The sequence below is a fragment of the Geodermatophilus amargosae genome (assembly GCF_041028265.1).
Taxonomy (GTDB): domain Bacteria; phylum Actinomycetota; class Actinomycetes; order Mycobacteriales; family Geodermatophilaceae; genus Geodermatophilus; species Geodermatophilus amargosae_A.
In genome coordinates this window covers 174,742-201,331 of the sequence record NZ_JABGCW010000005.1, presented here as the reverse complement: position 1 = coordinate 201,331, position 26,590 = coordinate 174,742, and the positions used below count along the sequence as shown (strand labels likewise).

At 77.5% G+C, this 26,590-nt stretch carries 24 protein-coding genes and 1 pseudogene; 14 read left to right on the top strand and 11 right to left on the bottom strand.

The window, feature by feature from the left end:
• Positions 1-140: 140 nt before the first annotated feature.
• Positions 141-575, bottom strand: coding sequence for a division/cell wall cluster transcriptional repressor MraZ (mraZ, locus tag HLV61_RS08630; RefSeq protein ID WP_093580320.1), 435 nt, complete (start codon positions 573-575; stop codon positions 141-143).
• A gap of 337 nt (positions 576-912) precedes the next feature.
• Here mraZ and HLV61_RS08625 point away from each other — a divergent pair, with 337 nt between their 5' ends.
• Genes HLV61_RS08625 through HLV61_RS08615 form a run of 3 tightly spaced genes read left to right on the top strand, consistent with a single transcriptional unit; the run spans position 913 to position 5,722 of the window.
• Positions 913-1,896 (top strand): AAA family ATPase, encoded by a 984-nt coding sequence (locus tag HLV61_RS08625; RefSeq protein ID WP_440284478.1) that lies wholly within the window; start codon positions 913-915, stop codon positions 1,894-1,896.
• A gap of 5 nt (positions 1,897-1,901) precedes the next feature.
• Positions 1,902-3,308 carry a DUF58 domain-containing protein gene (locus HLV61_RS08620; protein WP_369254316.1) on the top strand — a complete coding sequence of 469 codons (1,407 nt, stop codon included), beginning with the start codon at positions 1,902-1,904 and terminating at the stop codon, positions 3,306-3,308.
• Positions 3,305-5,722, top strand: coding sequence for a transglutaminase family protein (locus HLV61_RS08615; RefSeq protein WP_369254314.1), 2,418 nt, complete (start codon positions 3,305-3,307; stop codon positions 5,720-5,722). Before HLV61_RS08620 ends, HLV61_RS08615 begins: the two co-directional genes overlap by 4 nt.
• 161 nt (positions 5,723-5,883) lie before the next feature.
• Here the strand turns inward: HLV61_RS08615 and HLV61_RS08610 are convergent, their stop codons facing one another.
• Both HLV61_RS08610 and dinB read right to left on the bottom strand, forming a co-directional pair.
• Positions 5,884-6,294: a DUF3040 domain-containing protein gene (locus HLV61_RS08610; protein ID WP_369254312.1), complete on the bottom strand. Its 411-nt coding sequence runs from the start codon at positions 6,292-6,294 to the stop codon at positions 5,884-5,886.
• A 169-nt stretch (positions 6,295-6,463) separates the two neighbouring features.
• A complete protein-coding gene (gene dinB / locus HLV61_RS08605; protein ID WP_369254310.1) occupies positions 6,464-7,636 on the bottom strand; it encodes a DNA polymerase IV in 1,173 nt (390 codons plus the stop codon).
• Positions 7,637-7,890: 254 nt separating this feature from the next.
• On the opposite strand from dinB, the gene HLV61_RS08600 reads away from it, so the two are divergent.
• From HLV61_RS08600 to HLV61_RS08590, 3 genes are all read left to right on the top strand, one after another.
• The gene (locus HLV61_RS08600) at positions 7,891-8,238 is read left to right on the top strand and encodes a hypothetical protein (protein WP_369254308.1); all 348 of its coding nucleotides are present in this window, start codon (positions 7,891-7,893) and stop codon (positions 8,236-8,238) included.
• A gap of 287 nt (positions 8,239-8,525) precedes the next feature.
• Positions 8,526-9,650 (top strand): cupin domain-containing protein, encoded by a 1,125-nt coding sequence (locus HLV61_RS08595; protein WP_369254306.1) that lies wholly within the window; start codon positions 8,526-8,528, stop codon positions 9,648-9,650.
• Between the two features lie 19 nt (positions 9,651-9,669).
• Positions 9,670-10,599 (top strand): sucrase ferredoxin, encoded by a 930-nt coding sequence (locus HLV61_RS08590; RefSeq protein WP_369254305.1) that lies wholly within the window; start codon positions 9,670-9,672, stop codon positions 10,597-10,599.
• A gap of 27 nt (positions 10,600-10,626) precedes the next feature.
• Here the strand turns inward: HLV61_RS08590 and HLV61_RS08585 are convergent, their stop codons facing one another.
• From HLV61_RS08585 to HLV61_RS08560, 6 genes are all read right to left on the bottom strand, one after another.
• The gene (locus HLV61_RS08585) at positions 10,627-11,814 is read right to left on the bottom strand and encodes an alkaline phosphatase family protein (RefSeq protein WP_369254303.1); all 1,188 of its coding nucleotides are present in this window, start codon (positions 11,812-11,814) and stop codon (positions 10,627-10,629) included.
• On the bottom strand, positions 11,811-12,572 hold the full coding sequence (locus HLV61_RS08580; protein WP_369254301.1) for a class I SAM-dependent methyltransferase: 762 nt from the start codon (positions 12,570-12,572) through the stop codon (positions 11,811-11,813). The genes HLV61_RS08585 and HLV61_RS08580 overlap by 4 nt, the downstream gene beginning before the upstream one ends.
• A gap of 57 nt (positions 12,573-12,629) precedes the next feature.
• The gene (locus tag HLV61_RS08575) at positions 12,630-13,112 is read right to left on the bottom strand and encodes a VOC family protein (protein WP_369254299.1); all 483 of its coding nucleotides are present in this window, start codon (positions 13,110-13,112) and stop codon (positions 12,630-12,632) included.
• 91 nt (positions 13,113-13,203) lie between these two features.
• Entirely contained in the window at positions 13,204-16,971 is a 3,768-nt protein-coding gene (locus HLV61_RS08570) for a DNA polymerase III subunit alpha (RefSeq protein ID WP_369254297.1), read from the bottom strand.
• Positions 16,968-17,474 carry an SAV_6107 family HEPN domain-containing protein gene (locus HLV61_RS08565; RefSeq protein WP_369254295.1) on the bottom strand — a complete coding sequence of 169 codons (507 nt, stop codon included), beginning with the start codon at positions 17,472-17,474 and terminating at the stop codon, positions 16,968-16,970. Before HLV61_RS08565 ends, HLV61_RS08570 begins: the two co-directional genes overlap by 4 nt.
• Complete coding sequence (locus HLV61_RS08560; protein WP_369254293.1) at positions 17,474-17,791, bottom strand: DUF6504 family protein; 318 nt, start codon at positions 17,789-17,791, stop codon at positions 17,474-17,476. Before HLV61_RS08560 ends, HLV61_RS08565 begins: the two co-directional genes overlap by 1 nt.
• Before the next feature lie 232 nt (positions 17,792-18,023).
• Between HLV61_RS08560 and HLV61_RS08555 the strand changes: the two genes are divergently transcribed.
• The 6 genes from HLV61_RS08555 to HLV61_RS08530 are packed head-to-tail and all read left to right on the top strand — an operon-like array spanning position 18,024 to position 23,455.
• Positions 18,024-18,587 (top strand): YbaK/EbsC family protein, encoded by a 564-nt coding sequence (locus tag HLV61_RS08555; protein ID WP_369254291.1) that lies wholly within the window; start codon positions 18,024-18,026, stop codon positions 18,585-18,587.
• Between the two features lie 14 nt (positions 18,588-18,601).
• Complete coding sequence (locus HLV61_RS08550) at positions 18,602-19,195, top strand: GNAT family N-acetyltransferase (protein WP_369254289.1); 594 nt, start codon at positions 18,602-18,604, stop codon at positions 19,193-19,195.
• Complete coding sequence (locus tag HLV61_RS08545; protein ID WP_369254695.1) at positions 19,192-20,850, top strand: phytoene desaturase family protein; 1,659 nt, start codon at positions 19,192-19,194, stop codon at positions 20,848-20,850. Before HLV61_RS08550 ends, HLV61_RS08545 begins: the two co-directional genes overlap by 4 nt.
• Entirely contained in the window at positions 20,847-21,656 is an 810-nt protein-coding gene (locus HLV61_RS08540) for a carotenoid biosynthesis protein (protein ID WP_369254287.1), read from the top strand. The genes HLV61_RS08545 and HLV61_RS08540 overlap by 4 nt, the downstream gene beginning before the upstream one ends.
• Positions 21,653-22,753: a glycosyltransferase gene (locus HLV61_RS08535; protein ID WP_369254285.1), complete on the top strand. Its 1,101-nt coding sequence runs from the start codon at positions 21,653-21,655 to the stop codon at positions 22,751-22,753. The genes HLV61_RS08540 and HLV61_RS08535 overlap by 4 nt, the downstream gene beginning before the upstream one ends.
• Positions 22,754-22,771: 18 nt before the next feature.
• Positions 22,772-23,455, top strand: coding sequence for a flavin reductase family protein (locus HLV61_RS08530; RefSeq protein WP_369254283.1), 684 nt, complete (start codon positions 22,772-22,774; stop codon positions 23,453-23,455).
• A 55-nt stretch (positions 23,456-23,510) separates the two neighbouring features.
• Here HLV61_RS08530 and HLV61_RS08525 read toward each other — a convergent pair whose 3' ends face one another.
• Entirely contained in the window at positions 23,511-24,488 is a 978-nt protein-coding gene (locus HLV61_RS08525) for a carbohydrate kinase family protein (RefSeq protein ID WP_369254281.1), read from the bottom strand.
• 90 nt (positions 24,489-24,578) lie between these two features.
• Entirely contained in the window at positions 24,579-25,286 is a 708-nt protein-coding gene (locus HLV61_RS08520; RefSeq protein ID WP_369254279.1) for a CDP-alcohol phosphatidyltransferase family protein, read from the bottom strand.
• Between the two features lie 57 nt (positions 25,287-25,343).
• On the opposite strand from HLV61_RS08520, the gene HLV61_RS08515 reads away from it, so the two are divergent.
• Together HLV61_RS08515 and HLV61_RS08510 are read left to right on the top strand one after the other, a co-directional pair.
• Positions 25,344-26,153 carry a lipase family alpha/beta hydrolase gene (locus HLV61_RS08515; protein ID WP_369254277.1) on the top strand — a complete coding sequence of 270 codons (810 nt, stop codon included), beginning with the start codon at positions 25,344-25,346 and terminating at the stop codon, positions 26,151-26,153.
• Between the two features lie 76 nt (positions 26,154-26,229).
• A pseudogene (locus HLV61_RS08510) lies at positions 26,230-26,529 on the top strand (hypothetical protein); the annotation flags it as partial.
• Between the last annotated feature and the right edge of the window lie 61 nt (positions 26,530-26,590).

Below are 26,590 nucleotides of genomic sequence, written 5' to 3'. Positions count from 1 at the left end.
GGCCGGGGGCGCGGGGAGGCGCCGGTCCGCGCGGGGACCGAGCCGCGGGGAAGGCGGTTCGGGCCGCATCCGGTCGAGCCGCGGGGAAGACGGCTCGCAGCGGGGCGCGCGGCGGTCGGGGCGACCGGCGGGACGGAGGATCAGGACAGCGTGGGCATCCCCTCGCTCTCCATGGCGGCGTAGGCCGCCTCCTGCTCCTCCACGTAGGCGTCCCACGTGGCCTGGTCCCAGATCTCGAAACGGGTGTCGACGCCGACCACGACGACGTCGCGGTCGAGGCCGGCGTACTGGCGGAGGTTGGCGGGGATGGTGATGCGGCCGGTCTTGTCCGGTTCGACCTCGACCATCGAGCCGAAGCTCATGCGGGCCCGCATGCGGGCCTCGGCGGTGTCAGCGGGAGCCATCGAGGCGGCGGCGCGGCTCTGCTCGGCGACCCGGCCCAGGGTGAGGCCGTAGATGCAGCGCTCCTGCCCCTTCTTGATCACCATGCCGTCGGCCACCTGCTCGCGGAACCGCACGGGGAGTGCAAGCCGGCCCTTCTCGTCCAGACGCAACGCGAAGCTGCCGACGAACACCGGAACACCTCCCCCATCGGTCCTCCTCGTGCCCTCCGCGGACCCGGGACGGGCCCTGGCTCCCCACCGCGCCACACCCTAACCCACTACGCCCCACCAGACACCACTCGACACCATGTCGTGACCGCTCTCCTCCACCCGCTCGCGTGCAGGTCAGAGGCGTGGGGACGGCCGGAGGGAGCGGGGTGGGGCGCGGTGGGGTCCCGGCCCGCCCCGAGGGGTCCCGGGGACGTCCCACGGAGGGGCCGGGTGGGGACCGGGCGGAGGTGCGCGCGGGGCGGTCCGGTGGGAGCGCGATCGGCCGTGCGGACGCCTCCGGGCACGTACCGTGGGTCGGGTGACCGACACCATGCGTGCGGCTGACGGGACGGCAGGGCTGCCGGTCGACGTCGCCGCCGAGGGCGCACGGATCGCGGCCAACGTGTCGCGCGTCGTCCAGGGCAAGCCCGACGTCGTCCGCCTGGCCCTCGTGGTGCTGCTCGCCGAGGGGCACCTGCTCGTGGAGGACGTGCCCGGGACCGGCAAGACGACGCTGGCCAAGGCCCTGGCCGGCTCGATCGACGCCAGCGTGCGCCGCATCCAGTTCACACCCGACCTGCTGCCGAGCGACGTCACCGGTGTGGCCGTCTACGACCAGGAGACGCGGGCCTTCGAGTTCAAGCCCGGCGCGGTGTTCGCCAACGTCGTCGTCGCCGACGAGATCAACCGGGCCTCGCCCAAGACCCAGTCGGCACTGCTGGAGTGCATGGAGGAGCGCCAGGTCACCGTCGACGGCGTCAGCTACGAGCTGGCCCGGCCGTTCCTGGTGATGGCCACCCAGAACCCGGTGGAGATGGAGGGCACCTACCCCCTCCCCGAGGCGCAGCGCGACCGGTTCACCGCGCGGGTGTCCATGGGCTATCCCGACCGCGAGTCCGAGATCGCCATGCTCGACGACCGCGGCACCACCGACCCCCTCGCCACCCTGCAGCCGGTGGCCGACGCCGCCACCGTGCGCGCCCTGGTCACGGCGGTGCAGGGGCTGCACGTCTCCGACGCGATCCGCCGCTACGTCGTCGCGCTGGTCGAGGCCACCCGCCGCTCCCCCGACCTGCGGCTGGGCGCCTCGCCGCGCGCGGGTCTGCAGCTGCTGCGCACCGCCCGGGCCTCGGCCGCGCTGGCCGGTCGCGACCACGTGCTCCCCGACGACGTCCAGGCGATGGCCGGCCCGGTGCTGGCCCACCGGCTGCTGCTCACCGCCGACGCCGCAGCCACCCGCCGCACCGCCGAGCAGGTGGTGTCGGGCCTGCTGTCCACGGTCCCCGTCCTCCGCGGGCGCTGACCGGCGTGGGCGGGCCGCTGCGCACGGCGCTGACGTCGCTCACCCTGCGCGGCCGCTGCCTGGTCGCCGCCGGGGTCACCCTGCTCGGCCTCGGCGCGCTGCTCGGCGAGCGTCCGCTGGTGCAGATCGCCGTGTTCGTGCTCGCGCTGCCGGTGCTGTCGGCGCTGTCGGTGGCCCGGCAGCGGTTCCGGGTGGGCGTGCGGCGCACGGTCAGCCCGGCGCGGGTGCCCCGCGGGCAGGACGCCGAGGTGCTGCTCGAGGTCACCAACGCCGACCGGCGCGCCGGCCGGCTGTGGCTGCTGTCGGAACAGCTGCCGGCCGAGCTCGGCCACACCCCCTCCTTCGTCGTCGAGCGGCTGCCGGCCGGCGGCACCGCGGCGATGCGCTACCGGGTGTCCGGCGCCCGCCGCGGGCGGTTCCGGCTCGGCCCGCTGCGGCTGCGCCTGGTCGATCCCTTCGGGCTCGTGCAGCGCACCACCAGCGGCACCGACGGTGCGCCGCTGGTGGTCGTGCCGCGGGTGCGGCCGCTCGGGCCCGGCGGCCCGGCCGGCGGGCACGGGGGCGGCGGCGCGGGCGTCCGCCGCTCCATCGCGGTGCACGGCGAGGACGACGTCAGCACCCGGCAGTACCGGCACGGGGACGACCTGCGGAAGGTGCACTGGCGGGCCACCGCCCGCACCGGGGAGCTGATGGTGCGGCTGGAGGAGCGGCCCTGGCGCGCCCAGGCGGCGCTGCTGCTCGACACGCGTGCCGGCGCGCACCTGCTCACCCGGGCCGCGGGACCGGGGCCGGCCGCGGGCAGCACGCCCCCCGGCCCGGCCGGTGACCCCGCGCCGCCGCAGGACAGCCTCGAGTGGCTGGTGGAGGCCGCGGCCAGCATCGGCAGCACCATGGCCGGGCGCGGCGCGGTGCTGCGGGTGGTCACCACCGGCGGCGAGCTCACCCCGGCGCCGGGCGCCGCGGCGCGGGCGTCCGCGGGCCTGGGCACTCCCGAGCTGCTCGACCGGCTGGCCGCGCTCGGCCCGAGCCGGGGCCACGGGCTCGGGCACGCCGTCCAGTCGCTGCACCGCGCGGCCGGCGAGGGCCCGGTCGTGGCGCTGCTCGGCGCCGTCGGCCCCGACGACCTCACCGAGCTGGTCTCCCTGCGCTCCGGCCCGTCCACCGACGTCGCCGTCCTGCTCGACGTGACCAGCTGGGCCGATCCGGCTCCCCGCAGCCGGCGCGGCCTGTCGGCGACGGCCCGCGCGGCGCTCACCGCCCAGCTGGAGCAGTCGGCCGCGCTGCTGCGCGGCGCGGGCTGGCAGGTCGTCGTCGCCGACGCCTCCCGCACCGTCGAGGCCGTGTGGGCGGACCTGGCCCTCGCGGGGAGCGGAGCCGGGTCCCGATCCGGCGGCGTCGGGGTGCCGGCGTGACCGCCCTCGCCCCGCCGCCCGTCCGCGCCGGCGGCCCGGTCCCGCCGCCGGTGCCCCCGCCGCTCCCCCCGGCCTCCCCGGCCGTCCCGGGCACGCTGCGCCGGGAGGGCGCCACGACGCTGGCCGCCGCGGTCGCGACCGCGCTCGGCGCCTGGGCGCTGGGGCCGGTCTTCACCCGTCCGGCCTGGGTGCCGCCGTCGCTGGCGGCGGTGGCCGTCGTCGCACTCACCGGGCTGGCGCTGCGGGCGGCCGGCCCGGCGCTGTGGGCCTGGGCCTCCGGCGGCCGCGCCCTGCCCGCGCGGGCCGCCGCCGTCGGCGTGCCGCTCGTGCCGCTGGGCCAGCTCGCCGCCCTGCTCGGCCTGATGACGCTGCTGTTCTCCCCCGGCGAGGCCGTCTGGGGCTGGCTGCCCACACCGGACTCGCTGGCCGACCTCGGCGCGGTGCTCACCGACGGCTCGGCCGAGATCCGCGAGCAGTCGACCCCGGCACTGCCACTCACGGGGCTGCTCGCGCTCACCGTGCTGCTGGTGGGGATCGTCGCGGTCGTCGTCGACCTCATCGCCGTCGGCGGGCGGCAGCCGGCGCTGGCCGGGCTCGGCCTGCTGGTGCTGTTCTGCGTGCCGGTCAGCACGGTGACCGGCGGCATCGGGCTGGCCGCGGTCGCCGCGCCGGCCGCCGGGCTGGCGCTGCTGCTGTGGTCCGACCAGTCGCGGCGGCTGGCCTCGCGGGCCGGGCGCGGGGGCGTGGGCGCGCTCGCCGCCACCGGCACCGCGGTGCTCGCGCTGGCCGTCGCCCTGGTCGTGGGCAGCGTGGTCCCGACGCTGCCCGAGGGCCGGCTGGCGCAGGGCTTCGGGTCCGGGGACGGCGGCGGGTCCACCGGGACCGCGCTGGACCCCGCGGCGGCGCTGCAGGGCCAGCTCATGCTCCCCGAGCCGATCAGCCTCCTGGAGGTCCAGGCCTCGGTCCTCGAGCCCGGGTACCTGCGCGTGGTGACCCTCGACGTCTACTCCGCCGAGGAGGGGTGGACGATCGGCAACCTCGACGGCGAGGCGTCGGTGGCCCAGGCCGAGGAGCTCGCGCCGCTGCCGGGACGCCGCGAGGGCCGGGAGGTCACGGCCACGATCACCGCCGTCGGCCACGACGACCGGTTCCTCCCGGTGTTCGCCTCGCCGCTGGCGGTGTCCATCTCCGACCCCGGCGCCTGGCGGTTCGACCCCGCCACCGGGACCGTCTTCGGCCGGGACGTGTCGACGACCGGCGACCGCTGGGCGGTCACCGCCGTCGAGCCGCAGCCCACCGAGGAGGAGCTGCGCGCCTCCGGCCCGCTGCCGCCCGGATCCCCGGTGCTCGAGCGCGACACGGCGCTGCCGCCGCTGGACCCCACCGTCACGGAGCTGGTCGCCGGCCTCACCGCGGACGCGGCCACCCCGTACGACGCGGTGCGCGCGATCCAGGGCCACTTCTCCCGGGAGAACGGCTTCGTCTACAGCCTGGCCACCACGCCGGGCACCACCGGCGACGACCTCGCCGACTTCCTGCGGTTCAAGCAGGGCTACTGCGAGCAGTACGCCGGGGCGATGGCCGCGATGGTCCGTGCCGCGGGCATCCCCGCCCGGGTGGCGCTGGGCTACACGCCCGGCCGGGTGCAGCCCGGCGGCGGGCGGATGGTCACCAGTGACGACGCGCACGCCTGGGTGGAGGTCTACTTCGACGACCTCGGCTGGATCCCCTTCGACCCGACGCCGATCGACAGCGAGCGCGCCGTCGACCTGCCGTGGGCGCCGCGTCCGGCCGACCAGGAGGTGCTCGAGCGCCCGCAGGACGTGCCGGCCGTGCCCACCGTGCCCACCGGGCCGACGGTGCCCCCGGTGGACCGGGTCGACAGCGGCATGCCGCAGGGCTCGGCCGCCGCGCAGTCGTCGTCGGCGCGCCCGGTGCTCGTCGGCGCCGGCGTGCTGCTGGGGCTGGCGGCGCTGCTGGCGGCGCCGGCCGGCGCCCGGGCGCTGCAGCGGCGCCGCCGGGTCGCCACCAGCACCCCTGCCGCGCTGTGGGACGAGCTGGCCGCGACCGCCCGCGATCTCGGTCTCCCCTGGGACCCGGCGCAGACACCACGCCAGCAGGCAGCCGAGCTGACCTGCACCCTCACCGGTCCGGGCGGCGGCGGTGCGCACCGGGCCGGCGGCGCCGCTGCCGGCGGGGGGGTGGAGCGGCTCGCCCGCGCGGAGGAGACGGCCAGTTACGGCCGTCCCGGCACGGCCGCCGACCCGGCGCTGGAGGTCGCCCTCGCGCAGGCACGGCGGGGGCTGACCGCCGCGGTGCCGCCCCGGACCCGGCTGCGGGCGCTGCTGTGGCCGGCCTCGCTGGGTGACGCGCTGGGCGCCGCGGTCACCGCCCGGCTCCCCCGCCGCACCTAGAAGGACCCCGCTGCCTCCACCGCTCGCACGCTCGCGGCGGGACCCTGCAGCGGGGCCGGACGCCGGTGGCAGGAATGGCCCGTTCCTGCCGACCCCGGGAACGCCGACGGCCGCCGTCCCGGGTGGGACGGCGGCCGTCGAGGAGGTCGGGGTGCCTGCGGCTACTGGTCGTAGCGGCGGCGGAAGCGCTCCTCGAGCCGGTTCTTCAGCGGCTGCTTGCGGGGCCTGCCGCCGCGGCCGCGGGCGGCGGTGCTGCCGCCGCGGGCACCGGCCGCGCCGGCCGGACCGGCCTCGACCGCGCCGGTGGCGGAGCGGTAGTTCAGGACGCCCAGGGCGGCGCCGCCGAACATCACCAGGAAGCCCAGGACGCCGAGCGGGACGGACGGGGCGACCGCGCCACCGACGAGGACGGCCAGGCCCACCAGCACCAGCAGCGCACCGAGTTGCAGCTTCCGGCGGGCCTTGAGCCTGCGGTCACCCGTGCGGACGGAGGAGGCGAACTTGGGATCGTCGTCGACGAGGGCGCGCTCGATCTGCTCAAGCAGTCGCTGCTCGTGCTCGGAGAGCGGCACCGAGACCTCCAGGTGGGCGGAGCCAAATACCCCCGGTCTCTACCCGGGGGTGACACCGAGGATACGAGCCGTTGGCGGGGTGCGAAAGGCGAGCGCGCGGCGACCCGCCGCAGCACCCCCGCGACCACCCTCACGGGTGGCGTCGGGGCAGGTCAGGAGGGCCATCGGGTCAGCGCACCCGGCGGTCGCCGTCGCGGTGCAGCAGGGTGGCCGGCCGGACGGCGCCGGCGCCGAACCGGCGGGCGGCCCGGTCGGCGGCCAGTTCGGCGTCTCGGCGGCCGTGCTCGCGGGCGCCGAGCTCGAGCTGGCGCGGCGTCTGGCCGGCCTCCACGAGCCGCTCGGCGCGGACGCCGACCAGCCGGATCCGCGCCCGCTCCAGGCCCAGGGCGTCGAACAGCGCGCGAGCGGTCTCGTACACCTCCTGCCCGACGTCGGTGGGGACGCCGAGCGTGCGGCTGCGGGTGATGGTCGTGAAGTCGGCGAAGCGCACCTTGATGCTCACCGTGCGGGTCAGCCAGCCGCCCGAGCGCAGTCGGCCCGCCGTCCGCTCCGACAGCCGCAGCAGCTCCCGGTGGATGACGGCGGGGTCGTCGACGTCGGTGGCGAAGGTCTCCTCGTGCCCGGTCGACTTCTCCGGCTCGTCGGGCACCACCCGGCGCGGGTCGCGGCCCCAGGCCAGCTCGTGCAGGTGGCTGCCGGCGGCCGGCCCGACCGCCCGCTGCAGGGTGCGCGCCGGGACGTGCGCGAGGTCGCCGACGGTGCGCAGGCCCAGCCGCAGCAGCACCTCCTCGGTCTTGGCGCCCACGCCCCACAGCGCACCGACCGGCAGCGGGTGCAGGAAGTCGATGACCTCGGCCGGGCGGACGACGAGCAGCCCGTCGGGCTTGGCGCGGGTGGAGGCGAGCTTGGCCACGAACTTGGTGCCGGCCACCCCGACCGAGCAGGTGATGCCCTGCTCGTCGAAGACGCGGGCGCGCAGGTACTCGCCGATCTCCGCGGCGTCGCCCAGCCGACGGCCGGCCCCGCCGACGTCGAGGAACGCCTCGTCCAGGCTCAGCGGCTCCACGATCGGCGTCACCGACCGGAACAGCGCCATGACCGCCCGGGACACCTCGGCGTAGAGGGCCAGGTCCCCCGGCAGCACGGTCGCCGTCGGGCACAGTCGCAGCGCCCGCGCCGTCGGCATGGCGGCGTGCACGCCGTACGCGCGGGCCTCGTAGGTGGCCGAGGTGACCACCCCGCGGTTGCCGGCGCCGCCCACGATGACCGGGGTGCCGGCCAGCTCGGGGTGGCGGCGCACCTCGACGCTGGCGAAGAAGGCGTCCATGTCGACGTGCAGCACCGTGCACCCCTCGGCACGCCCTCCCGACGACCGCACGCGCCCTCCCTGATCGAACACCTGTTCGGACCGACCCGCGGAGGGTAACGGCACCGCCCGGCCCGGGGCGCGTCGTCCCCGCGGACCCTCCCGGCGTGTCCGCGCGCGGCGTGGACTCGCTGGTCGACGCATGTGTGACCGGCCCGTGATCGCGGTAGGTGGGACACGACCGACCGTCGTCCGGCGGCCGGTCCCGACCCGGATCCCGGAGGAGCTCCATGGCGCTCGACGACGACGACATGACCAGCGTGGAGGGCCCGGCCGACAGCGGGGCCGGCGAGGGCACGCCCGGTCACCAGGACGGCGGCGCGGACGGCGGCGCCGACGGCGGTGCCGGCCACGGCCCGGCCGACGGCGGCGCGGCCGGTGGCGGCTCGGACGGCGGCGCGGACGGCGGTGCCGACGGCGGTGCCGACGGCGGTGCCGGCCACGGCCCGGCCGACGGCGGCGCGGCCGGTGGCGGCTCGCGCGGCGGCGCGGACGGCGGCGCGGACGGCGGCGCGGACGGCGGTGCCGACGGCGGCGCGGACGGCGGTGCCGACGGCGGCGCGGACGGTTCGGCCTGAGCCAGGACCCGACCGTCGCGGGGCCGGGTGGGGCGCAGGCCCGCCCGGCCCTGCGCCGGTGCACGCACCTCGACCCCGCGGCCTTCGCCGAGGAGTACTGGTCCCGCCGCCCGCTGCTCGCCCGCGCGGAGGACACCGGGGAGTCGTTCACCGACCTGCTGACGCTGACCGCCGTCGACGAGCTGCTCTCGCGCCGCGGCCTGCGCACGCCGTTCCTGCGGATCGCCAAGGACGGCTCCGTCGTCGACCCGAAGCGCTTCACGACCTCCGGTGGCGCCGGCGCCGAGGTGGCCGACCAGGTCTCCTCCGACGCCGTGCTGCGGCTGTTCGCCGACGGCAGCACCGTGGTCCTGCAGGGCCTGCACCGGCTCTGGCCGCCGCTGATCGAGTTCGCCGACCAGCTGGCCGCCGACCTCGGGCACCCCACTCAGGTCAACGCCTACGTCACGCCGCCGTCCTCGCGCGGGTTCTCCCCCCACTACGACGTCCACGACGTCTTCGTGCTGCAGGTGGCCGGCGAGAAGCACTGGACGATCCACGCGCCGGTGCTCGACGACCCGCTGCGCACACAGCCGTGGACCGACCGCGCCGCCGCCGTCGCCGCGGCCGCCGGACGCGAGCCGGTCATCGACGCCGTGCTGCGCCCCGGCGACGCCCTCTACCTCCCGCGCGGCTACCTGCACTCGGCCGTGGCGCTGGGTCAGACCAGCGCGCACCTGACCATCGGCGTCCACCCGGTCACCCGCTGGGCCGCCGCCGAGTCGGCGCTGGACCTGGTGCGGGTGCTGGCCGCCGAGGACCGCGAGCTGCGCCGGTCGCTGCCGCTGGGCCTGGACCTGTCCGACCCCGCGTCGGTCCGCGACGACGTCGGCACGGTCGTCGCCGCGCTGCAGGAGTGGCTCGGCCGGGTCGACCCCGACGAGGTCGCCGACCGCCTGCGCTCGCGGACCTGGTCGCAGGTGCGGCCCGAGCCGGTCGCGCCGCTGGCCCAGGCCACCGCTGCCGCGGCGCTGTCGCCGGACACCGTCCTGCGGCTGCGCCGGCGGCTGCGCTGCACCCTGCGCGAGGCCCCCGCCGGCGCGGACGGCGAGCGGGTCGCCCTGCTGGCCGGCCGGCGCCGGCTGGAGTTCCCCGCCTCCGTGCGCGAGGCGCTGACCGGGCTCCTGGCCACCGGTGAGACGAAGGTCGCCGACCTGGCCGGGCTCGACGCCGGCGAGCAGCTCACCCTCGCCCGCCGGCTGGTGACCGAGTCGGTCGCGCTGGTCGCCGACGCGGCCGTCCAGGGCGCCGACGGTGCCGACGGCGTCCCGGCCACCGCGCCCGAGCCCGGACCGACCGGACCGGGCGCTCCCGCCCCGGACGCCGGCGGGGACGATGGGGAGCGTGCCGACGCCCTCGGGACCGGGTCGTGACCGGGCCGCTCCCTCCCGGGTGAGCGGCGCAGCCCTCGAGCGCAGCGGCCGGCTCGACGCGACCCGCTGCTCGGTGACGGCCCTGGTCCGGGGGGACTCCCCCGTGGCCTCGGCCGGGCCGGCGCAGCGCTGGCTGCTGGTCGAGCAGCCGGGACCGTGGGGCCGCGACGCGCTCACCGGCTCCCGCTTCGACCAGGCGGTCGCCGCCCGGTTGTCGTCGCGGGCCCGCGCCGAGGGTGTGCGGGTCCTGCTGGTCCGTCGGCCGGGCGGCCGACTGGCCGACTCCGGCCGCGGCTGGGCCTACGTCGACGGCCGCCCGGGCCGCGAGGGCCTGTGGTGGTCGGTGCGCACCGACGACGCCGACCTGGTCGACGCGCCGTGGGACGGCTCGGTCGGCGAGCGCACCGACCGGCCCACCTACCTGGTGTGCACGCACGGCCAGCACGACGCCTGCTGCGCGCTGCGCGGCCGGCCGCTGGCCGCCGCGATGCCGGCACCCGACGTCTGGGAGTGCAGCCACCTCGGCGGGTGCCGCTTCGCCACCAACGTGCTGGTGCTGCCGCACGGGTTCGCCTACGGGCAGGTGCCCGGCGACGGCTCCGACGTGGTGTCGGCCCACGCGCGCGGCGAGGTCGCGCTGCCCTGGCTGCGCGGGCGCGCCGGGGTGCCGCTGCCGGCGCAGGCCGCCCAGCAGGCCGCGCGCGAGCGGCTGGGCCTGCTGGGGGTCGACGACCTGCCGGTGCGTGGGTCGCGGCGGCTGGCCGGGACCGGTACCGAGGACGCCGACGGCGTCGAGCGGTTCGAGGTGGTGCTCGGCGGCGCGGACGGCGACGTGGTGGTGCGGGTGGAGAGCCGGCCGGCGGACGAGGCCGCGCAGCTGACCTGCCGGGCGGTGCACCCGGCGCACCCGCGCACCTGGACGACGCTGTCGGTCTCGCCGGTCCGCTGAGCCGGGACCCTGGGCGCCCGGGAGCCGCTAGCCGAGCGCGCGGCCGCGGGCCAGCAGCAGCGGGATCGCCACCTCGGCCTCGGTCAGCGAGCCGTGGTAGGCCGCCAGCCGGCTGGGGCCGGGCTCGGTGGCCGACGCGGTGATCGCCCACGGGCCGCGGGCCAGGGCGACGACGTCGCCGATGCGGGCGGCCAGGCCCTCGCCGACGGCGCCGAAGACCCCGCTGGCGACGGCCTGCTCGCGCCCGGCCACCCACGCCCGGTCGCCGAGGACGCCGCGCCAGGCGTCGAGGACGTCGCCGGCGGCGCCCGGGACGGCGTGCACGTAGCGGGCGCGGGGCTCCCCGGCCAGCAGCGCGACGCCGTCGAGCAGCGCGGGCTCGTCGTCGACGTCGACCCGGGTGGCGCGGGGGACGTCGAGCATCCCGTGGTCGGCGGTGACCAGCAGGGCGGCGTCGTCGGGCAGCCCGTCGACGACCTGCTCGACCACCCGGTCGACCAGGGCGAGCTGCATCCGCCAGCTGTCGGAGTCGACGCCGCGGACGTGGCCGGTGAGGTCGAGCTCGGGCGTGTAGCCGTAGACCAGCCCGGTGGGCGTGGCGGCGAGCGACCGCAGGATCCCCGCGGCGAGGTCGCCGGCGCCGACCGTGCCCGAGTAGCCCGCGCCGCGGTAGGCGGCGGTGGTCAGCCCGGAGCCGGCGTAGGCGTACGGGGCGACGGCGGTGACCGGCAGGCCCGCCGCCGCGGCCTGCTCGAAGACGGTCGGGCGGGTCTGCCAGTCGCGCGGGTCGGGGTCGTCGGCCCACTGGACGTGGTTGAGCAGCCGGTCCTCGCCGGGGACCGCGGTGACGAAACCGAGGACGCCGTGCCCGCCCGGCGGGACGCCGGTGCCGAGCGTGACCAGGCTGACCGGGGTGGTGCTCGGGCACGGGGCGGCGAGGTCGCCGGCCGGGCCGGCGAGCGCGGCGAGGACCGGGGCGAGGCCGGCGTGCGCGCGCAGCAGGTGCGCGCCGAGGCCGTCGACGAGCAGGACCGCCACCCGGCGGGCACCGGCCAGGGCGCCGGTCAGGCCGAGCGGGTCGGCGGGCAGCCCGCCGCGGTCGACGGCGACGCCCAGGGCCGCGGCCGCGCCGGGCAGGACGTCGGCGAGGCTGGCCGCCCCGTAGGCCGGCCGGACCAGGTCGGGGGGCAGCACGCCGGGGGGCACCGCTGTCACGGGCGGGTGGCCAGGACGTGCAGGCCGGTGGCGACGTCGCGGTAGGGCGAGGTGCCGGCCAGCGCGAGCTCGAGCCGGCGGACGGCCTCGGGGTCGGCGCCGGAGTTCGCGTCGAGCAGGTCGGCGACCACCGCGACGCCGCGCCACTCCGCCGGCTCCAGGCCGGCGTTGCGCAGGAGGGCGAGCAGGTCCTCGGGGGTGAAGCGGCGGCGGGCCGGGCGGGCGCGGCTGGGTGCGGGGTCGCGGTCCTCGAGGAGGGCCAGCGCCTCCTTGGGGTGCCCGCTCAGCGCACGGGCGAGGACGGCGCCGGCCCGGTTGGCGGTGGCGACGCTCACCTGCCCGCCGGGGCGCAGCGCGCGGGTGATCTCGCCGAGGGTGGTGACGGGGTCGTCGACGACCTCGAGGACGGCGTGGCACAGCGCGAGGTCGTAGCCGCCGTCGGAGCCGCCGTCGGAGCCGCCCTCGGCCAGGGGCAGCTCGTGCAGCAGGTCGCCGTCGCCCTGCAGACCGCGGACCCGGTCGCCGACGCCGGCGGTCGTGGCGCGGCGCCCGAGGGTGGCCAGCGCGTCGGCGCTGGGGTCGACGACGGTGACCTGGTGGCCGAGTCGGGCCAGCGGAACGGCGAAGACGCCGCTGCCCCCGCCCACGTCGAGCACCCGCAGCGGGGTGCCGCCCCCGGCCAGCGCGTCGAGCGCGGCCCAGACCGCGGCGGTCCGGACGGGCAGGTGCTCGCCGGAGGACGGTGCGGGGGCGCTCACCCGTCCGACCCTAGTGGCGCGGGCGCGGGCCGGCCCTCGCGCCGCCCGGCCGTGCCCTCAGGCGGAGACGGAGTCGGCGGCCCGCTCCAGGTCGGCGATGACGATCTTCGTCATCGTGAACATCTCCTCGACGGCGCGCCGCCGGCGACCGGGGTCGTGGTCGTTCTGCAGCTCCATGAGGCGGACGGGCACGACCTGCCAGGAGACGCCGAAGCGGTCCTTCAGCCAGCCGCACGGGGCCTCCTGGCCGCCGTCGGTGAGCCGGTCCCAGTAGTGGTCGACCTCGGCCTGGTCGGCGCACATGACCTGGAAGGAGACGGCCTCGCTGAAGTGCCAGTCCGCGGGGCCGCCGTTGAGGGCGACGTACTCGGTGTCGCCGAGGCGGAAGTGCACGGTCATGGCCTGGCCCTCGCGCTCGGGGTTCTCCGAGCCGTAGCGGAGGGCGCCGAGGATCTCCGAGTCCGGCCAGATGGACGTGTAGAACCGCGCGGCCTCCTCGCCCTCGGTGTCGAACCACAGGCACGGGATCTGCTTGGGCATGGTCGTGTCCTCTCCGGACGGGCCGGCGGGATGCCGGCGCTCACGGGTCCTGACCTCCCGGCGGGACGGGACTGATCGGTGCGCAGCCCCGTCAGTGGCCGGAGCTGCCGGGACTGGAGTGCCAGAGCTTGCGCGGCGCGGCGGCGGCCTTCCGCACGGCGGTCGCGGCGTCCTCGCCGGCGGGCTTGACGTCGGCGTAGGGCGACATCCGGAAGCCGGTCGGGTGCACGAGCACCGGCTTGACCACCACCGGCCGCGCGCCGTGCGAGGCCGCCGCCCCGGCGATGGCCCGGTCGGTGTACTCCCCCGGTGCGGCCATGTGCTCGGCCACCGCGGCCGGCCCGCCGGCCTCCCACGCCTCGTGCAGCGCCGGCAGCTCCCACGCGCCGGTGGCCCGGATCGACACCCCGCGGGGGCCGGTGCGCCGCAGCACCCCGCGGATCACCAGCAGCCAGGAGTGGAACACCGTCGCCGCACAGGGGCCCTGCACGTCCTCGAAGAAGGTCGAGTCGGTGCAGCCGGTGCCGTCGTCGAGGGTCACGAAGACCACCCGGCGCCCCGACCGGATCGGCGGGGTCTGGGTGGCCACCTTGACCCCGGCCACCAGCACCTCGGCGCTGCTGCGGCAGCCGAGCAGCTCCCCGGCCGGGACCGCGCCGATGGCGGACAGGAACGGCCGGTAGAAGTCGACGACGTGCCGGCTGGCGTCGAGCCCGAGCACCTCGAGCTCGGCGCGGACCAGCTCGGCGTCGGTGAACTCCGGCAGCCCGCTGCCGCCGGCCCAGTCCGGCCCGGTCCCGTCGGAGGCACCGTCCTCCCCCGGCGGCTCCCCGCCCTCGAGGTCGAGGCCGGGCAGGTCCAGGCTGAGCTGCCCGACCGCGCCGGCCTTCCTCCCGCTGCGGCTCCAGCGGTCCAGCTCGCTGATCTGCAGCAGCAGGTCGCGGCGGGTCACCGACCGGCGTGAGCGGGTGGGCCGGCCGGCCTCGCGGTCGCGGATCCCGAAGCCGTAGAGCGAGTCGAACCCGCCGGCGAGCACCAGCCGCTCGACCACCGGGCGGGACACCGAGGCCCTCGACCAGAAGTCGGTCAGCGACCGGTAGGGCTGCCCGGCGACGATCCGCTCCACCTCGTCCCCGCCGATGCCCTTGACGTCGGTCAGCGACAGCCGGATGCCGTGACGCGACGGGTCGGCCATCGACGGCGGCATCCAGTCCGGCCGCCGCCAGTCCTCCCGGCGGTCGTCCTCGTCGTCAGTGGGGGCCAGCCGTTCCACCCGGTAGGTGCCGGCCGAGGCGTTGACGTCGAGGCCCAGCACGCGGATCCCGAAGTTGCGGGCGTCGTCGAGGATCAGCCGCTTCGGGTACATGCCGGGGTCGTGGGTGAGCACCCCGGCGAGGAAGGCCGCCGGGTGGTGGGTCTTGAGCCACGCCGACTGGTAGGTGGGCAGCGCGAACGCCGCCGCATGCGCCTTGCAGAACCCGAACGAGCCGAAGGCGACCAGCACCTGCCACACCTGCTCGACCACCTCGACCGGATAGCGCCGCAGCGCCTCCGGCATGAACCAGGCCCGCACCTCCGGGTGCAGCTCCTTGTCCCCGAGCGCGCGGCGCGCCTCGTCGGCCTGGGCGAGGTCGCAGCCGGTCATCTGCGCCACGATCTGCAGCACCTGCTCGTGGAAGACGACGACGCCGGCGGTCTGCTCGAGGAACGGCGCGAGGTCGGGGTGCGGGTAGACCGGGTCCCGCCAGCCGTTCCGGGCCAGCAGGAACGGCGTCACCATGTCGCTCTTCACCGGCCCGGGCCGGAACAGCGAGATGTCGATGACGATGTCCTCGAACGTCTCCGGCCCGAACTTGCCGACCAGCTCCCGCTGCCCCGGCGACTCGATCTGGAACATGCCGAGGGTCCGGGTGCTGCGGATGAGCTCGAAGGTGGTCGGGTCGTCGCGCGGGACGGCGTCGATGTCGACCGTCTCGCCGTCGACCCGGGCCACCTCGTCGAGGGCGTGCGCGATCGCCGACTGCATCCGGATGCCGAGCAGGTCGAGCTTGAGCAGCCCGAGCTCCTCGACGTCGTCCTTGTCGAACTGGCTCATCGGGTAGCCGAGGTAGCTGCTCTCCACCGGCGTGCGGTCGAGCAGCGTGGCGTCGGACAGCAGCACCCCGCACGGGTGCAGCGCGATGTGCCGGGGCAGGCCGTCGAGCCGGGCGACCAGGTCGAAGAGCAGGTCGAGGTCGCCGGTGCCGCCGCCGCGCGTGGACCCCAGCCGGCTGGCCCGCAGCTCCGGCAGGTCCTTGAGCGCGGCGTGCACCTGGTTGGCCCGGATGTGCGGGAAGGCCTTGGCGACGGCGTCCACCTCGGCCGGCGGCAGCCCGAGCGCGGCGCCGACGTCGCGGATGGCGTGCCGGACCCGGTAGGTGTCCATCATCGAGATGCAGCTGACCCGGTGGGCGCCGAAGCGGTCGATGACCGCGTCGTAGACCTCCATCCGCCGGGCGGACTCGACGTCGATGTCGATGTCGGGCAGCTGGTGGCGCAGCGGGGAGAGGAACCGCTCCATCAGCAGGCCGTAGCGGATCGGGTCGACGTCGGAGATGCCCAGCAGGTAGGTGACCAGGCTGCCGGCGCCCGACCCGCGGGCCGCGGCGCGGACCCGCAGGCCCTTGATGAGGTCGACCACGTCGGCGACGGTGAGGAAGTAGGACGGGTAGCCGAGGGAGTCGATCACCGCCAGCTCGTCCTCCAGGCGCCGGGTGACCTGCGCGGTGGGTGCCATCCCCCGCCGGCCGAGCCCCGCCTCGCAGCGGGCGCGCAGCACCTCCGAGGGGACCGTCCCCCGCTCTGCGGGCGCGGTGACGACGTCGAGCTCGGGATAGCGCACGGTGCCCACGCCGAGGTCCTCGCGGACGTCGACGGCGCACTGCTCGGCCAGCCGGGCGGTGCGCTCGGTCAGCCGCAGCGCCGCGTCGCGGTCGGGGCCGGCGAGGTCGGCGGCGACCTCGGCCATCTCCTTGCCCGACTTGAGGTACCCCTCGGCGGTGCGCCGGTCGACGTGCCGGGTGTCGAGGGCGACCAGCCGCCGGGAGGCGTCGAGGACGTCGGCGGTGGGCGCGTCGAGGGCGTCGACGTAGCGGACGGCGTTGGTGAGCACCACCGGCACGCCCTCCTCGTCGGCCAAGCGCAGCAGCCGCTGGGCGCGGGAACGGTCGCCCCGGCCGCGGTGGTGCACCAGCTCGACCACCAGCGAGCCGGGGCCGAACACCGACCGCCAGGCCGACAGCCGCGCCGAGGCGACGTCGGCCCGCCCGGCCGCGAGCGCCCGGCCCACCGGCGAGTCCGGCCCCATCACCGCGACCAGCCCCGGCGCGTGCTCGGCGGCCAGGGCCAGCGAGGCCACCGGCTCGCCGCGGGTGCCGCGCAGGTGCGTGGCGCTGGTCAGCCGGCACAGCGAGCGCCAACCGGCGCCGTCGCGGGCGAGGAAGGTGACCCGCGGCAGCCGGGGGTCGACACCGGCGCCGCCGCGCACCGGACTGCGCCGCGCCGGCGCCGGCCGCACCGAGGCACCGGTGCGGCGGAGGGAGAACTCGTCCTCACCCAGCACGTGCGCCCGCGCCGGCGGCACGGCCGTGTCCACCGCGGGGGCGACCGCCAGGTCGACCCCGAACACCGGCCGCAGCCCCGCCGACCGGCACGCCAGCGCGAACTTGACCGCGCCGTAGAGACCGTCGCGGTCGGTCAGCGCCAACGCCGTCATGCCGTGCTCGGCGGCGCGCGTGACCAGGTCGCCCGGGTGGTTGGCCCCGTACCGCAGGGAGTAGCCCGAGGCGACGTGCAGGTGGACGAAGGGGTCCCCGCTCACCGCCCGCGGACGGGACGGGAGGCGGGGGCGCGCATCTGCGTGCCACCGACCACGCGGGGCCGGGGGGCGGGCTCGGGCGTGCTGGCGAGCGCGCTCTGGACCACGGTGAGGAAGGCCCCGACGTCGCGGACCAGGTCGTCGGCCTCGCGCTCGGTGACCGCGCGGGACAGCCCCGCCTCGGCCGCGGCGCGCTTGGCGGCACCGGCGGCGAAGAAGGTGGCCCACTCCCCCAACTCGGGGGCGACCTGCTCCAGCAGCACCCAGGCGCTGCGCGGCCGGCGGCGGCCGCTCTCGGGGCGGGTGCGCGCGGCCAGCACCGCCGCGGCGGCGCGCAGCGCGCCGAGGTGGGCGGTGGCGTAGCGGTCACGCGCGTCGGTGGCGCGGGCGGCCTCGGCCAGCGCCCGGGTGGCCTGGTCGAGCAGCTGGGCCGCGGCCGCCGGGAGCGGCGGGGGCAGGGGCAGCTGGTCGGCCGGGTCGTGGGTCATGGCGTACGCGGCGCCCATCAGTCGTGCACCCGGACGAGCGACCAGCGGTTGTCCGCCGCGTCCCAGCACAGGTCGTAGACACCGGCGAAGCTCGTCCGCGAGCGCCCGGCCCGCAGTGCCTCGACCCGGAACACCTCACGGGGTGCGACCAGGTCGGCCGAGGCACCGCCGGCGGCGCGCTGCCACCACGGCGCGGTCTCGACCCAGGAGTCGAGCAGCTCACCGACGACGTAGCGGCCCTGCCCGCGCCAGAACTGCGCCGGCCCGAGCGGACCGCGCTCGACCTGCACCTCCTCGCCGACCCGCTCGCCGACGTCTCCCAGCACCCGGCTCATGTCCGACTCCCCACCCCGTGCCGCTGACGGTCGCCACCGGCCCGGGCGGGGAAGGTCCCGGGAACGGTGGTCGACCCGTTCGAACGCCTGTTCGAACACCTCGAGTAGACCCGACCCCGCCGGTCGCGTCAAGCCGGACGCGCCACCCCGGTCCTCCCAGGTGGGAGGGCCCCTCCCGCCCGCATGCCCGGACGGTACGGCGGGGGTCTGACAGCGGTGGCAGGATCGACGCATGAGCCGACCCACCCACCCCCGGGTGGCCGCGATCGCCGGCCTGCTCGCCGCGGCCGGGGTCCCCGGACGGGTCCGCGAGCTCGCCGAGGGCGCGCACACCGCCGCCGCGGCCGCGGCCGGGCTCGGCGTCCCGGTCGGGGCGATCGCCAACAGCCTGGTCTTCGACGTCGGCGGGCAGCCCCTGCTCGTGCTCACCAGCGGCGCGCACCGGGTCGACGTCGGCCGGGTGGCCACCCTGCTCGGCGTCCCCCGCGTGCGGCGCGCCTCGGCCGACTTCGTCCGCGAGCACACCGGCCAGCCGATCGGCGGGGTCGCCCCGGTCGGCCACCCCGCGCCGATCGGCACGCTCGTCGACGTCGAGCTCGCCCGGTACGAGCGCGTCTGGGCCGCGGCCGGCCACCCGTCGGCCGTCTTCCCCACCACCTACGACGAGCTGCTGCAGCTGACCGGCGGCACCCCCGCCGAGGTCGGCGACGGCCCTCCGACCGACGGCCCGACGACCGACGGCCCCCCACCTGACAGCCTGGCCACCGTGACCCACCCAGCCGCGGTGGGCCCGTGAGCGAGGAGACCCCCGTGACCGGCACGACACCCGCGACGCGGGTGACCGAACTGCCCGCCGGCTGGCTGCGCGAGCACATGCACGAGGCGCTGACCATCTACGGCGAGGCGATGGGCTACGACGCGTCGGTGGTGGCCGGCCGCTACGGCTACGCCGTCCAGCACACCGAGCGCCCCGGCTTCCGCGCCGTGGGCGGCTTCGAGGCGGTGGCCACGGCGGACGGGCCCGACGGCGAGCGGCTGGTCGGCTTCGCCTACGGCTACCTCGTCGCCCCCGGGCAGTGGTGGCACGACCAGGTGCGCGCGGCCCTGGACCGGCGCACCGCCAAGCGCTGGCTGCCCGGCGCGTTCGAGGTCTGCGAGCTGCACGTGCACCCCGACGCGCAGAGCCGCGGGCTGGGCCGGCAGCTGCTGCACGCGCTGGTCGAGGGCGTGCAGGCGCCGGTGGCGCTGCTGTCCACGCCCGACGCCGACACCAAGGCCTTCCGGCTCTACCACGCCGACGGCTTCGTCGACCTCGCCCGCGGCCACCACTTCCCCGGTGACGCCCGCCCCTTCGCCATCCTCGGCGCCCGCCTGCCGCTGCGGCCGGGCGCGGGCCCGTCCTGAACGCCCCGGCACCGGCCCGCGCCGTCGACACCGCCGTCGACGCCGTCGTCGTCGGCGCGGGCCACAACGGGCTGGTCGCCGCCTGCTACCTGGCGCGGGCGGGGCTGTCGGTCGAGGTCGTCGAGCGCGACGAGGTCCTCGGCGGGGCGGTGTCCACCGTCGAGCGCTGGCCCGGCGTGCGGGTCGACCGCGGCTCGAGCGCGCACGTGATCGTCCGGCACAGCGGCGTCGTCGAGGAGCTCGACCTGGCAGCAGCCGGGCTGCGCTACCTCGACTGCGACCCGTGGGGCTTCGCGCCCGCCCCCGTCCCCGGCGACCCCGGTCCCGACGGCTGCCCGCTCGTGTTCTCCGTCGACCTCGACGCCACCTGCGCCTCGATCGCCGCCGCCTGCGGGGACGCCGATGCCGACGCCTACCGCCGGTTCGTCGGCGTGTGGGGGCCGCGCAGCCGCGCCGTCGTCGACTCCTTCGGCCGCCGGCCGACCCCGCTGGGCCTGGCGCGGGCGTTCTGGCCGCTGGGCGCCCCCCGCGGCGACGCCCCGCGCACCCCGGGCGGCGACCTCGCCGTCGACTTCCTCGGCTCGGGCGACGCGCTGCTGGACCGCTGGTTCACCAGCGAGCGGCTCAAGGCGGCGCTGGCCTGGTTCGGCGCGCAGTCCGGGCCGCCGATGTCCGAGCCGGGGACGGCGGCGATGGTCGCCTGGGTGGCGCTGCTGCACGACACCCCGCCGGGCCACCCGGTGGGCGGCTCCGGCGGCCTCACGCAGGCACTGCGGGCCCGGCTGGAGGCCGACGGCGGGACCGTCACCCTCGGGGACGGCGCCGCGCGGCTGCTGGTGGACGACGGCCGCGTGACCGGCGTCGAGACGGGATCCGGACGGCGGCTGCACGCGCCGGTCGTCGTCGCCGCCTGCCACGTGCTGGCCACCCGCGACCTCGCCGGCGCGGCCGCCCCGCCGGCACTGGCCGACGCGGCGCCGCCGGTGGGCAACGGCTTCGGCCTGGTCCTGCGGGCGCTCACCGACGCGCTGCCCACCTATCCCGGCGTGGACCCGGCGGTGTCCAGCCAGGGCCTGCAGCTGCTGTGCACCGACCGCGCCCAGCTGGCGGCCGCGCACGGCGACTGGCTGGGCGGCCGGCTGCCGCGCGAGCCGGTGCCGCTGGCGATGTCCTTCTCCGCCAGCGACGACACCCTCGCCCCGCCCGGGCAGCACGTGGTCACGGTGTGGGGCCAGTGGTACCCCTACGCGCTGGCCGACGGCGGCGACTGGGACGCCCTCGCCGAGGCCGAGGCGCAGCGGCTGGTGGCCGCCGTCGACCGCCACGCCCCCGGCTTCGCCGACTCGGTGCGGGAGCTGTACGTCCAGACGCCGCTGCTGCTGGAACGCGAGCTGTCCCTGCTGCGGGGCAACGTCATGCACGTGGAGATGGGCCTGGCCAGCATGTTCTCGCTGCGCCCCACGCCGGCGCTGGCCGACTACCGGGTGCCGGGGCTGGCCGGGCTGTACCTCGCCGGCGCCTCCACCCACCCCGGCGGCGGGGTGTCGGGCAACTCCGGCCGGACGGCGGCGCGCGCCGTCCTGGCCGACCGCCGTCCGCTCGCCCGGGCACGGGCGGCCGCCGGCCGGGCGGTGCGCGCGGCCCGCGCCCGGTGAGCGTCGGCCTGGCGGCCGTACGGCGGGCCACGGCACCGGCCGCGCGGCTCCCGCTGGCCCTCGCCGTGCTGCTCGTGCTCGCCGCGGTCGCCTATCCGCTGACCGGCGGCGCCGCCCGGGACGCGGTGTCCTGGACGATCGTGCTGCTCGGCTCGGCAGTGTCGGTGGCCTCCGCGGCGGCCGCGCACGGCGCCCGCACCGGCGCGGCGGTGCTCGGGACGGTGGCGGTCACGGCCGTGGCGTTCGAGGCGGTCGGGCTGGGCACCGGGTACCCCTACGGCGAGTACTCCTACAGCGACGCGCTGGGCCCCACGCTGCTGGGCGTCCCGTTCCTGGTGCCGCTGGCCTGGCTGATGATGGCCTGGCCGAGTCGGGTGCTGGCCGCGCTGCTGACCCGCCGGGTGGCGCCGGCCCGGCGGCGGGCCGCGCGGGTCGCCGTCGCGGCGGCGGTGTTCGCGGGCTGGGACGTCGTCCTCGACCCGCAGCTGGTGCAGGCCGGCTACTGGACGTGGGCGCACCCCGCGCCGGGGCTGCCGGGCATCGACACCGTGCCGCTGACCAACCTCGCCGGCTGGCTGCTGGCCGGGCTGGTGCTCATGACGCTGCTCGAGGTCGTCGTCGCGCGCACCGCCCGCGCCGACGTCCCGGGCACCGACGCCGCTCCGCTGCTGGTGATCGCCTGGATGGTGGCCGGCGGGGCGCTCGCGCACGCCGTCTGGCTGGACCTGCCGGGCTCGGCGGCGTGGGGCGCGGCGCTGTCGGCGGTCGTGCTGGCCGGGCTCGCGGTGCAGGCCCGCCGCCGGTGAGCGGCCCGGCCGTCCGGGTGCTGTCCGGCCTCGCGGTCGCCGGTGCGGTGCACGCGGCGGTCAACGCGGCCCTGCTGCGCCGCCCGCCGGCCGATCCGTCGGAGGTGACCCGGCCCGTCACCGTGGTGCTGCCGGTGCGCGACGAGGAGGCCCAGGTCGGCGGCTGCCTGGCCGCGCTGCTGGCCTCCACCGGCGTGCCCGGCCTGCGGGTGGTCGTGGTCGACGACGGCTCCACCGACGGCACCGCCGCCGTCGTGCGCGCGGTCGGCGATCCCCGCGTGCGGCTGGTGACCGCTCCTCCCCCGCCGGCGGGCTGGCTCGGCAAGCCGCACGCCTGCTGGGTGGGCGCGCAGACCGTGCGCGACGACGGGTACCTCGTCTTCCTCGACGCCGACGTCCGGGTGACCCCCCGCGCGCTCGCCGGCGCCGTCGCCCTGCTCGACGCGCACGGCCTGGCCCTCGTCTCGCCCTGGCCGCGGCCGGTGGCGGGCACGCTCGCCGAGCGGCTGGTGCAGCCGCTGTCGCCGTGGCTGTGGATGACCATGCTGCCGCTGCGGCTGGCCGAACGCTCCCCGCGGCCCTCGCTCACCGCCGCCAACGGCCAGTTCCTGGCGCTGACCCGGCGCGGCTACCTGCGCGCCCGCGGCCACGCGGCGGTCCGTGACGAGGTGGTCGAGGACGTCGCGCTGGCGCGGGCGGTGAAGCGGTCCGGCGGGCGGGCGGTGCCGGCGGCCGGTGCGGCGCTGGCCGAGTGCCGGATGTACGACGGCTGGGCGGCGATGCGGGAGGGCTACGGCAAGTCGCTGTGGGCGTCGGTCGGCGGGTCGCCGGCGGCGTCGGGAGCCGCGGCCGCGGTGCTGACCGCCGTCGGCGTCGTCCCCCCGCTGGCCGCGCTGCGCGGGTCGCGGGCCGGGCTGGCCGGCTGGGCGGCCGGCGTGGCCGGGCGCGCGGTGAGCGCGGCGGCCACCGGCGGGCGGGTGTGGCCCGACGCCGTCGCCCACCCGGTCTCGCTGCTGGCCCTCGACGTGCTGCTGGCCGGATCGGTGGCCGGGCACCGGCGGGGCACGCTCACCTGGCGCGGGCGCGCGCTGGCCTGACCCGCGCGAGGATGGGGCGTGACCTCGCCCGACGACAGCCCGCCCGACAGCAGCCCGCCCCGCACCGCCTTCGACCCCGGTGACATGCGCCCCTCGGACTTCTACCGGGTGATGAACTCCGTGGTGGTCCCGCGGCCGATCGCGTGGGTGTGCAGCCGCTCGTCCGAGGGCGTCCACAACCTGGCGCCGCACTCCTTCTACACGGTGGCCTGCGTGCAGCCGCCGGTCGTGCAGTTCACCTCGGTGGGCCGCAAGGACTCGCTGAACAACGTCGAGGCCACCGGCGACTTCACCGTCAACCTCGTCCCCGAGGAGCTGTTCGAGCAGGCCAACGCCACCGGCACCGACTTCCCGCCGGACCAGAGCGAGGCCGAGGCCGCCGGCGTCCGGCTCGAGCCCAGCGAGAAGGTGGCGGCGATGCGGGTGGCGCAGTCGCCGGTGAGCATCGAGTGCACGCTGCACTCCACGATCCGACTGGGCGACAGCACCGTCGTCTTCGGCCGGGTCGAGTGGGTGAGCGTCTTCTCCCGCGCCGTCCGTGACGGCCGCCCGCGGGTCGAGGAGCTCCGGCCGCTGGCACGCCTCGGCGGCAACGAGTGGTGCACCGTCGGCGACCTCCGCGTGATCCCGCGGATCCCCTACGCGACGTGGGCCGAGGACCCCTCCATCGGCGAGCAGGTCCGCGGCACCCCTCGGGCATAGGAAGCTCTGCCCACGTCCCCGGCCTCAGGACGTGCGTATCGCTTCCGATGCCTCGTCAGGCGGGCAGGTGCTCGGCCACCTCGGCCGCCGCGTCGTCGCCGAAGGCCGCGGCGAACCGCTCGAGGAAGGGCTCGCGGCGCAGCTCGTACTCCTGCGTGCCCACCACCTCGACGGCCTCGGTGGCCACCGCGGAGCCCAGCTGGGTGGCGCGCTCGAGGCCCAGGCCCCAGGTGCGGCCGGCGATGAAGCCGGCCCGCAGCGCGTCGCCGCCGCCGGTGGGCTCGACCGGCTTGGTCTCGGGGACGGCGATGACCTCGATCGGGTCGGCCCCGGCCCGGCGGACGAGCACGCCGCTGGCCGCGCGCGTGGTGACCCAGGTGCCCACCCGCCCGAGGACCTCCGCGGCGTCCCAGCCGGTCTTCTGCATGAGCAGCGCCGACTCGTACTCGTTGGTGAACAGCAGGTCCGCGCCGTCGACCAGCTCGCGGATCATCTCGCCGTCGGCCCACGCCAGCTGCTGGCTGGGGTCGGCGGCGAAGGCGTAGCCGCGGTCCCGGCACTCGCGGGTGTGGCGCACCATCGCCCTGGGGTCGTTGGGGCCGACGACGACGAGGTCGGGGGCACCGACCCGCTCGCACACCGGCGCCAGCTCGATCTCCCCCGCCTCGCTCATGGCACCCGAGTAGAAGCTGGCGATCTGGTTGTTCACCGCGTCGGTGGTGCACACGAACCGCGCGGTGTGCTTGAGCTCCGACCAGCGCACGTCGGCGGTGTCCACGCCGTTGCGGGTCAGCCAGGCGTCGTAGTCGGCGAAGTCGCTGCCGACCGACCCGACGAGCACCGGCGAGAGGCCGAGCAGACCCAGACCGAAGGCCATGTTGGCGCCGGCGCCGCCGCGGTGCTGGATGAGGTCGTCGACCAGGAAGGACAGGGAGACGTTCTCCATCTGCCCCTCGACGAACTGCTCGGTGAACCGACCCGGGAAGGTCATCAGGTGGTCGGTCGCGATGGAGCCGGTGACGACGACGGGCACGGGGGCTCCTCGGGAGCTGCGGGAGGACGGCGAGCAGCGCAACCCTAAGAGGCGCCGGCGAGGGACCGCGCCCCGGCGGGGTGCCCGACCCTAGGCGGGCGGAGCGGGGGGCGGGAGGTCCCCGAGCGCCCGGCGCAGCGAGAACCCGAGCTGCGCGGTGCCGACCAGCCCGAGGACGGCGCCCACGGCGGTCCCGGTGGTCACCACGACGGCGGGGCCGGCGACCCCGCCCACCGTCTCCGCCAGCCCGGTCGCCGCCACGATCCCGGCGCCACCCACCGTGAACCCGGTCATCACCACCCGGGTGGGCCGCTCCCACACCGAGATCGACCCGGTCTCGGCCACCCCCGCCTGACCGGCACGGGCGCGCAGGTAGTCCGGCAGCCAGCACAGCGCCCCGAAGACGGCGGCCAGCCAGCCCGGCGCCCCTGCGACCCACAGCGTGAGGGCGTAGGCGGCCTCGGTGAGCCGGTCGACCGCGGAGTCGAGCACGTACCCGCGGCGCGAAGCGCGCCCGCCGGCCAGCGCGAGCGCGCCGTCGAGGGAGTCCAGCAGCCCCGACAGCCCGACCAGCAGCCCGCCCGCGACGAGCCAGGCACCGCCGGCCAGCGCCGGGCCGACGGCGGCCAGCGACACCAGCAGGCCCAGCGCGGTGGCGGCCAGCGGCGGCAGCCACGACACCGCACGGGCCAGGGCGTAGGCCAGCGACAGCCAGCCGTGCACCAGGCGGCTGGCCGCCGGGTCCGTGCCGCCGTGCCACCGCGACCACTCGGCGAGGTACTCGTCGCGGCTCAGCACCGGCGCAGTCTCCCCCAGTCGCGCACGTCCCCGGACGCGACCGGGGACAGTGGGGAGGTGCTCGCCGGCCTCGCTCCCGCCCGCCGCCGCCTGATCCTCGCCGCGCTGGCCCTCCTCGTCGTCGCCGTCCTCGCCGCGGTCACGCTCGTGCTGGTGACCCGCGACGGCGCTGCCGGCCCGGCCGCGCCGGTGTCGCAGGAGGAGCCCGGCCCGGTGCTGCTCGTGCCCGGCTACGGCGGCGGCACCGGCTCGCTGCGCGGGCTGGCCGACCGGCTGACCGCCGCCGGCCGCGACGCCACGCTGGTCGCACTGCCGGCGAACGGCACCGGCGACCTCGCCGCCGCGGCCGACGCCCTGGACGCCGCCGCCGGCGCCGCGCTGGAGCGGACGGGCGCCGGCAGCGTCGACGTCGTCGGCTACTCGGCCGGGGGCGTCGTCGCCCGGCTGTGGATCGCCGGCGGCGGGGCGGACCTCGCCCGGCGGGTGGTGACGCTGGGCTCGCCGCACCACGGGACGACGCTGGCCGACCTCGCCGCCGGCGTCGCTCCCGGCCAGTGCCCCGAGGCGTGCCGACAGCTGGCCACCGACAGCGACCTGCTCGCCGGTCTCAACGCCGGCGACGAGACGCCGGCGGGCCCGACGTGGGTGTCGGTGTGGACGGTGCAGGACACGACGGTGACCCCTCCGGACTCCGCCCGGCTCGACGGCGCGCTGAACCTCGAGGTGCAGTCGGTGTGCGCCACCGCGCGGGTGGCCCACGGCGACCTGCCGCGCGAACCGCTGGTCCAGGCGATCGTGCTGGCGCAGCTCGCCCCGGGCGACCCCGTGCCGCTGGGCGCGGCCGACTGCCCGCGCCTGGGCGGTTGACGGCTCCTCCCGTCGTCGACGCATGCAGGCAGACACCTGCACGACGTGACGGTGGACGCACCCGACGCCGACCGGTATGCGAGGCCCTGGCCGACCGCACGCGCCGGCTGCTCCCCGACCGGCTGCGCGAGCAGGACGGGCAGACCCTCGGCGAGCGGTGCGCGCGCCTGGGCACGGCCCGGCAGTCGGCCACCCAGCACCTCGACGTCCTCGTCGGCGCGGGCCCGGTCACCGTGGTCCGCCGCGGGCGGGAGCGGCTGCACTCCTCGACCCGGCGGCGATCTCCGAGATCTGGGGGCACGGCAAGGTGTCGGACTGGCAGCCCGGCAGCCGCCGGGAGCACCGCCGCACCGACGGCTCGGGGACGGTGGACGCCGGCGGCCGGGTGCTGGAGACCGATCCCCCGCACCGGCTGGTGATGACGTTCGGCGACGCCA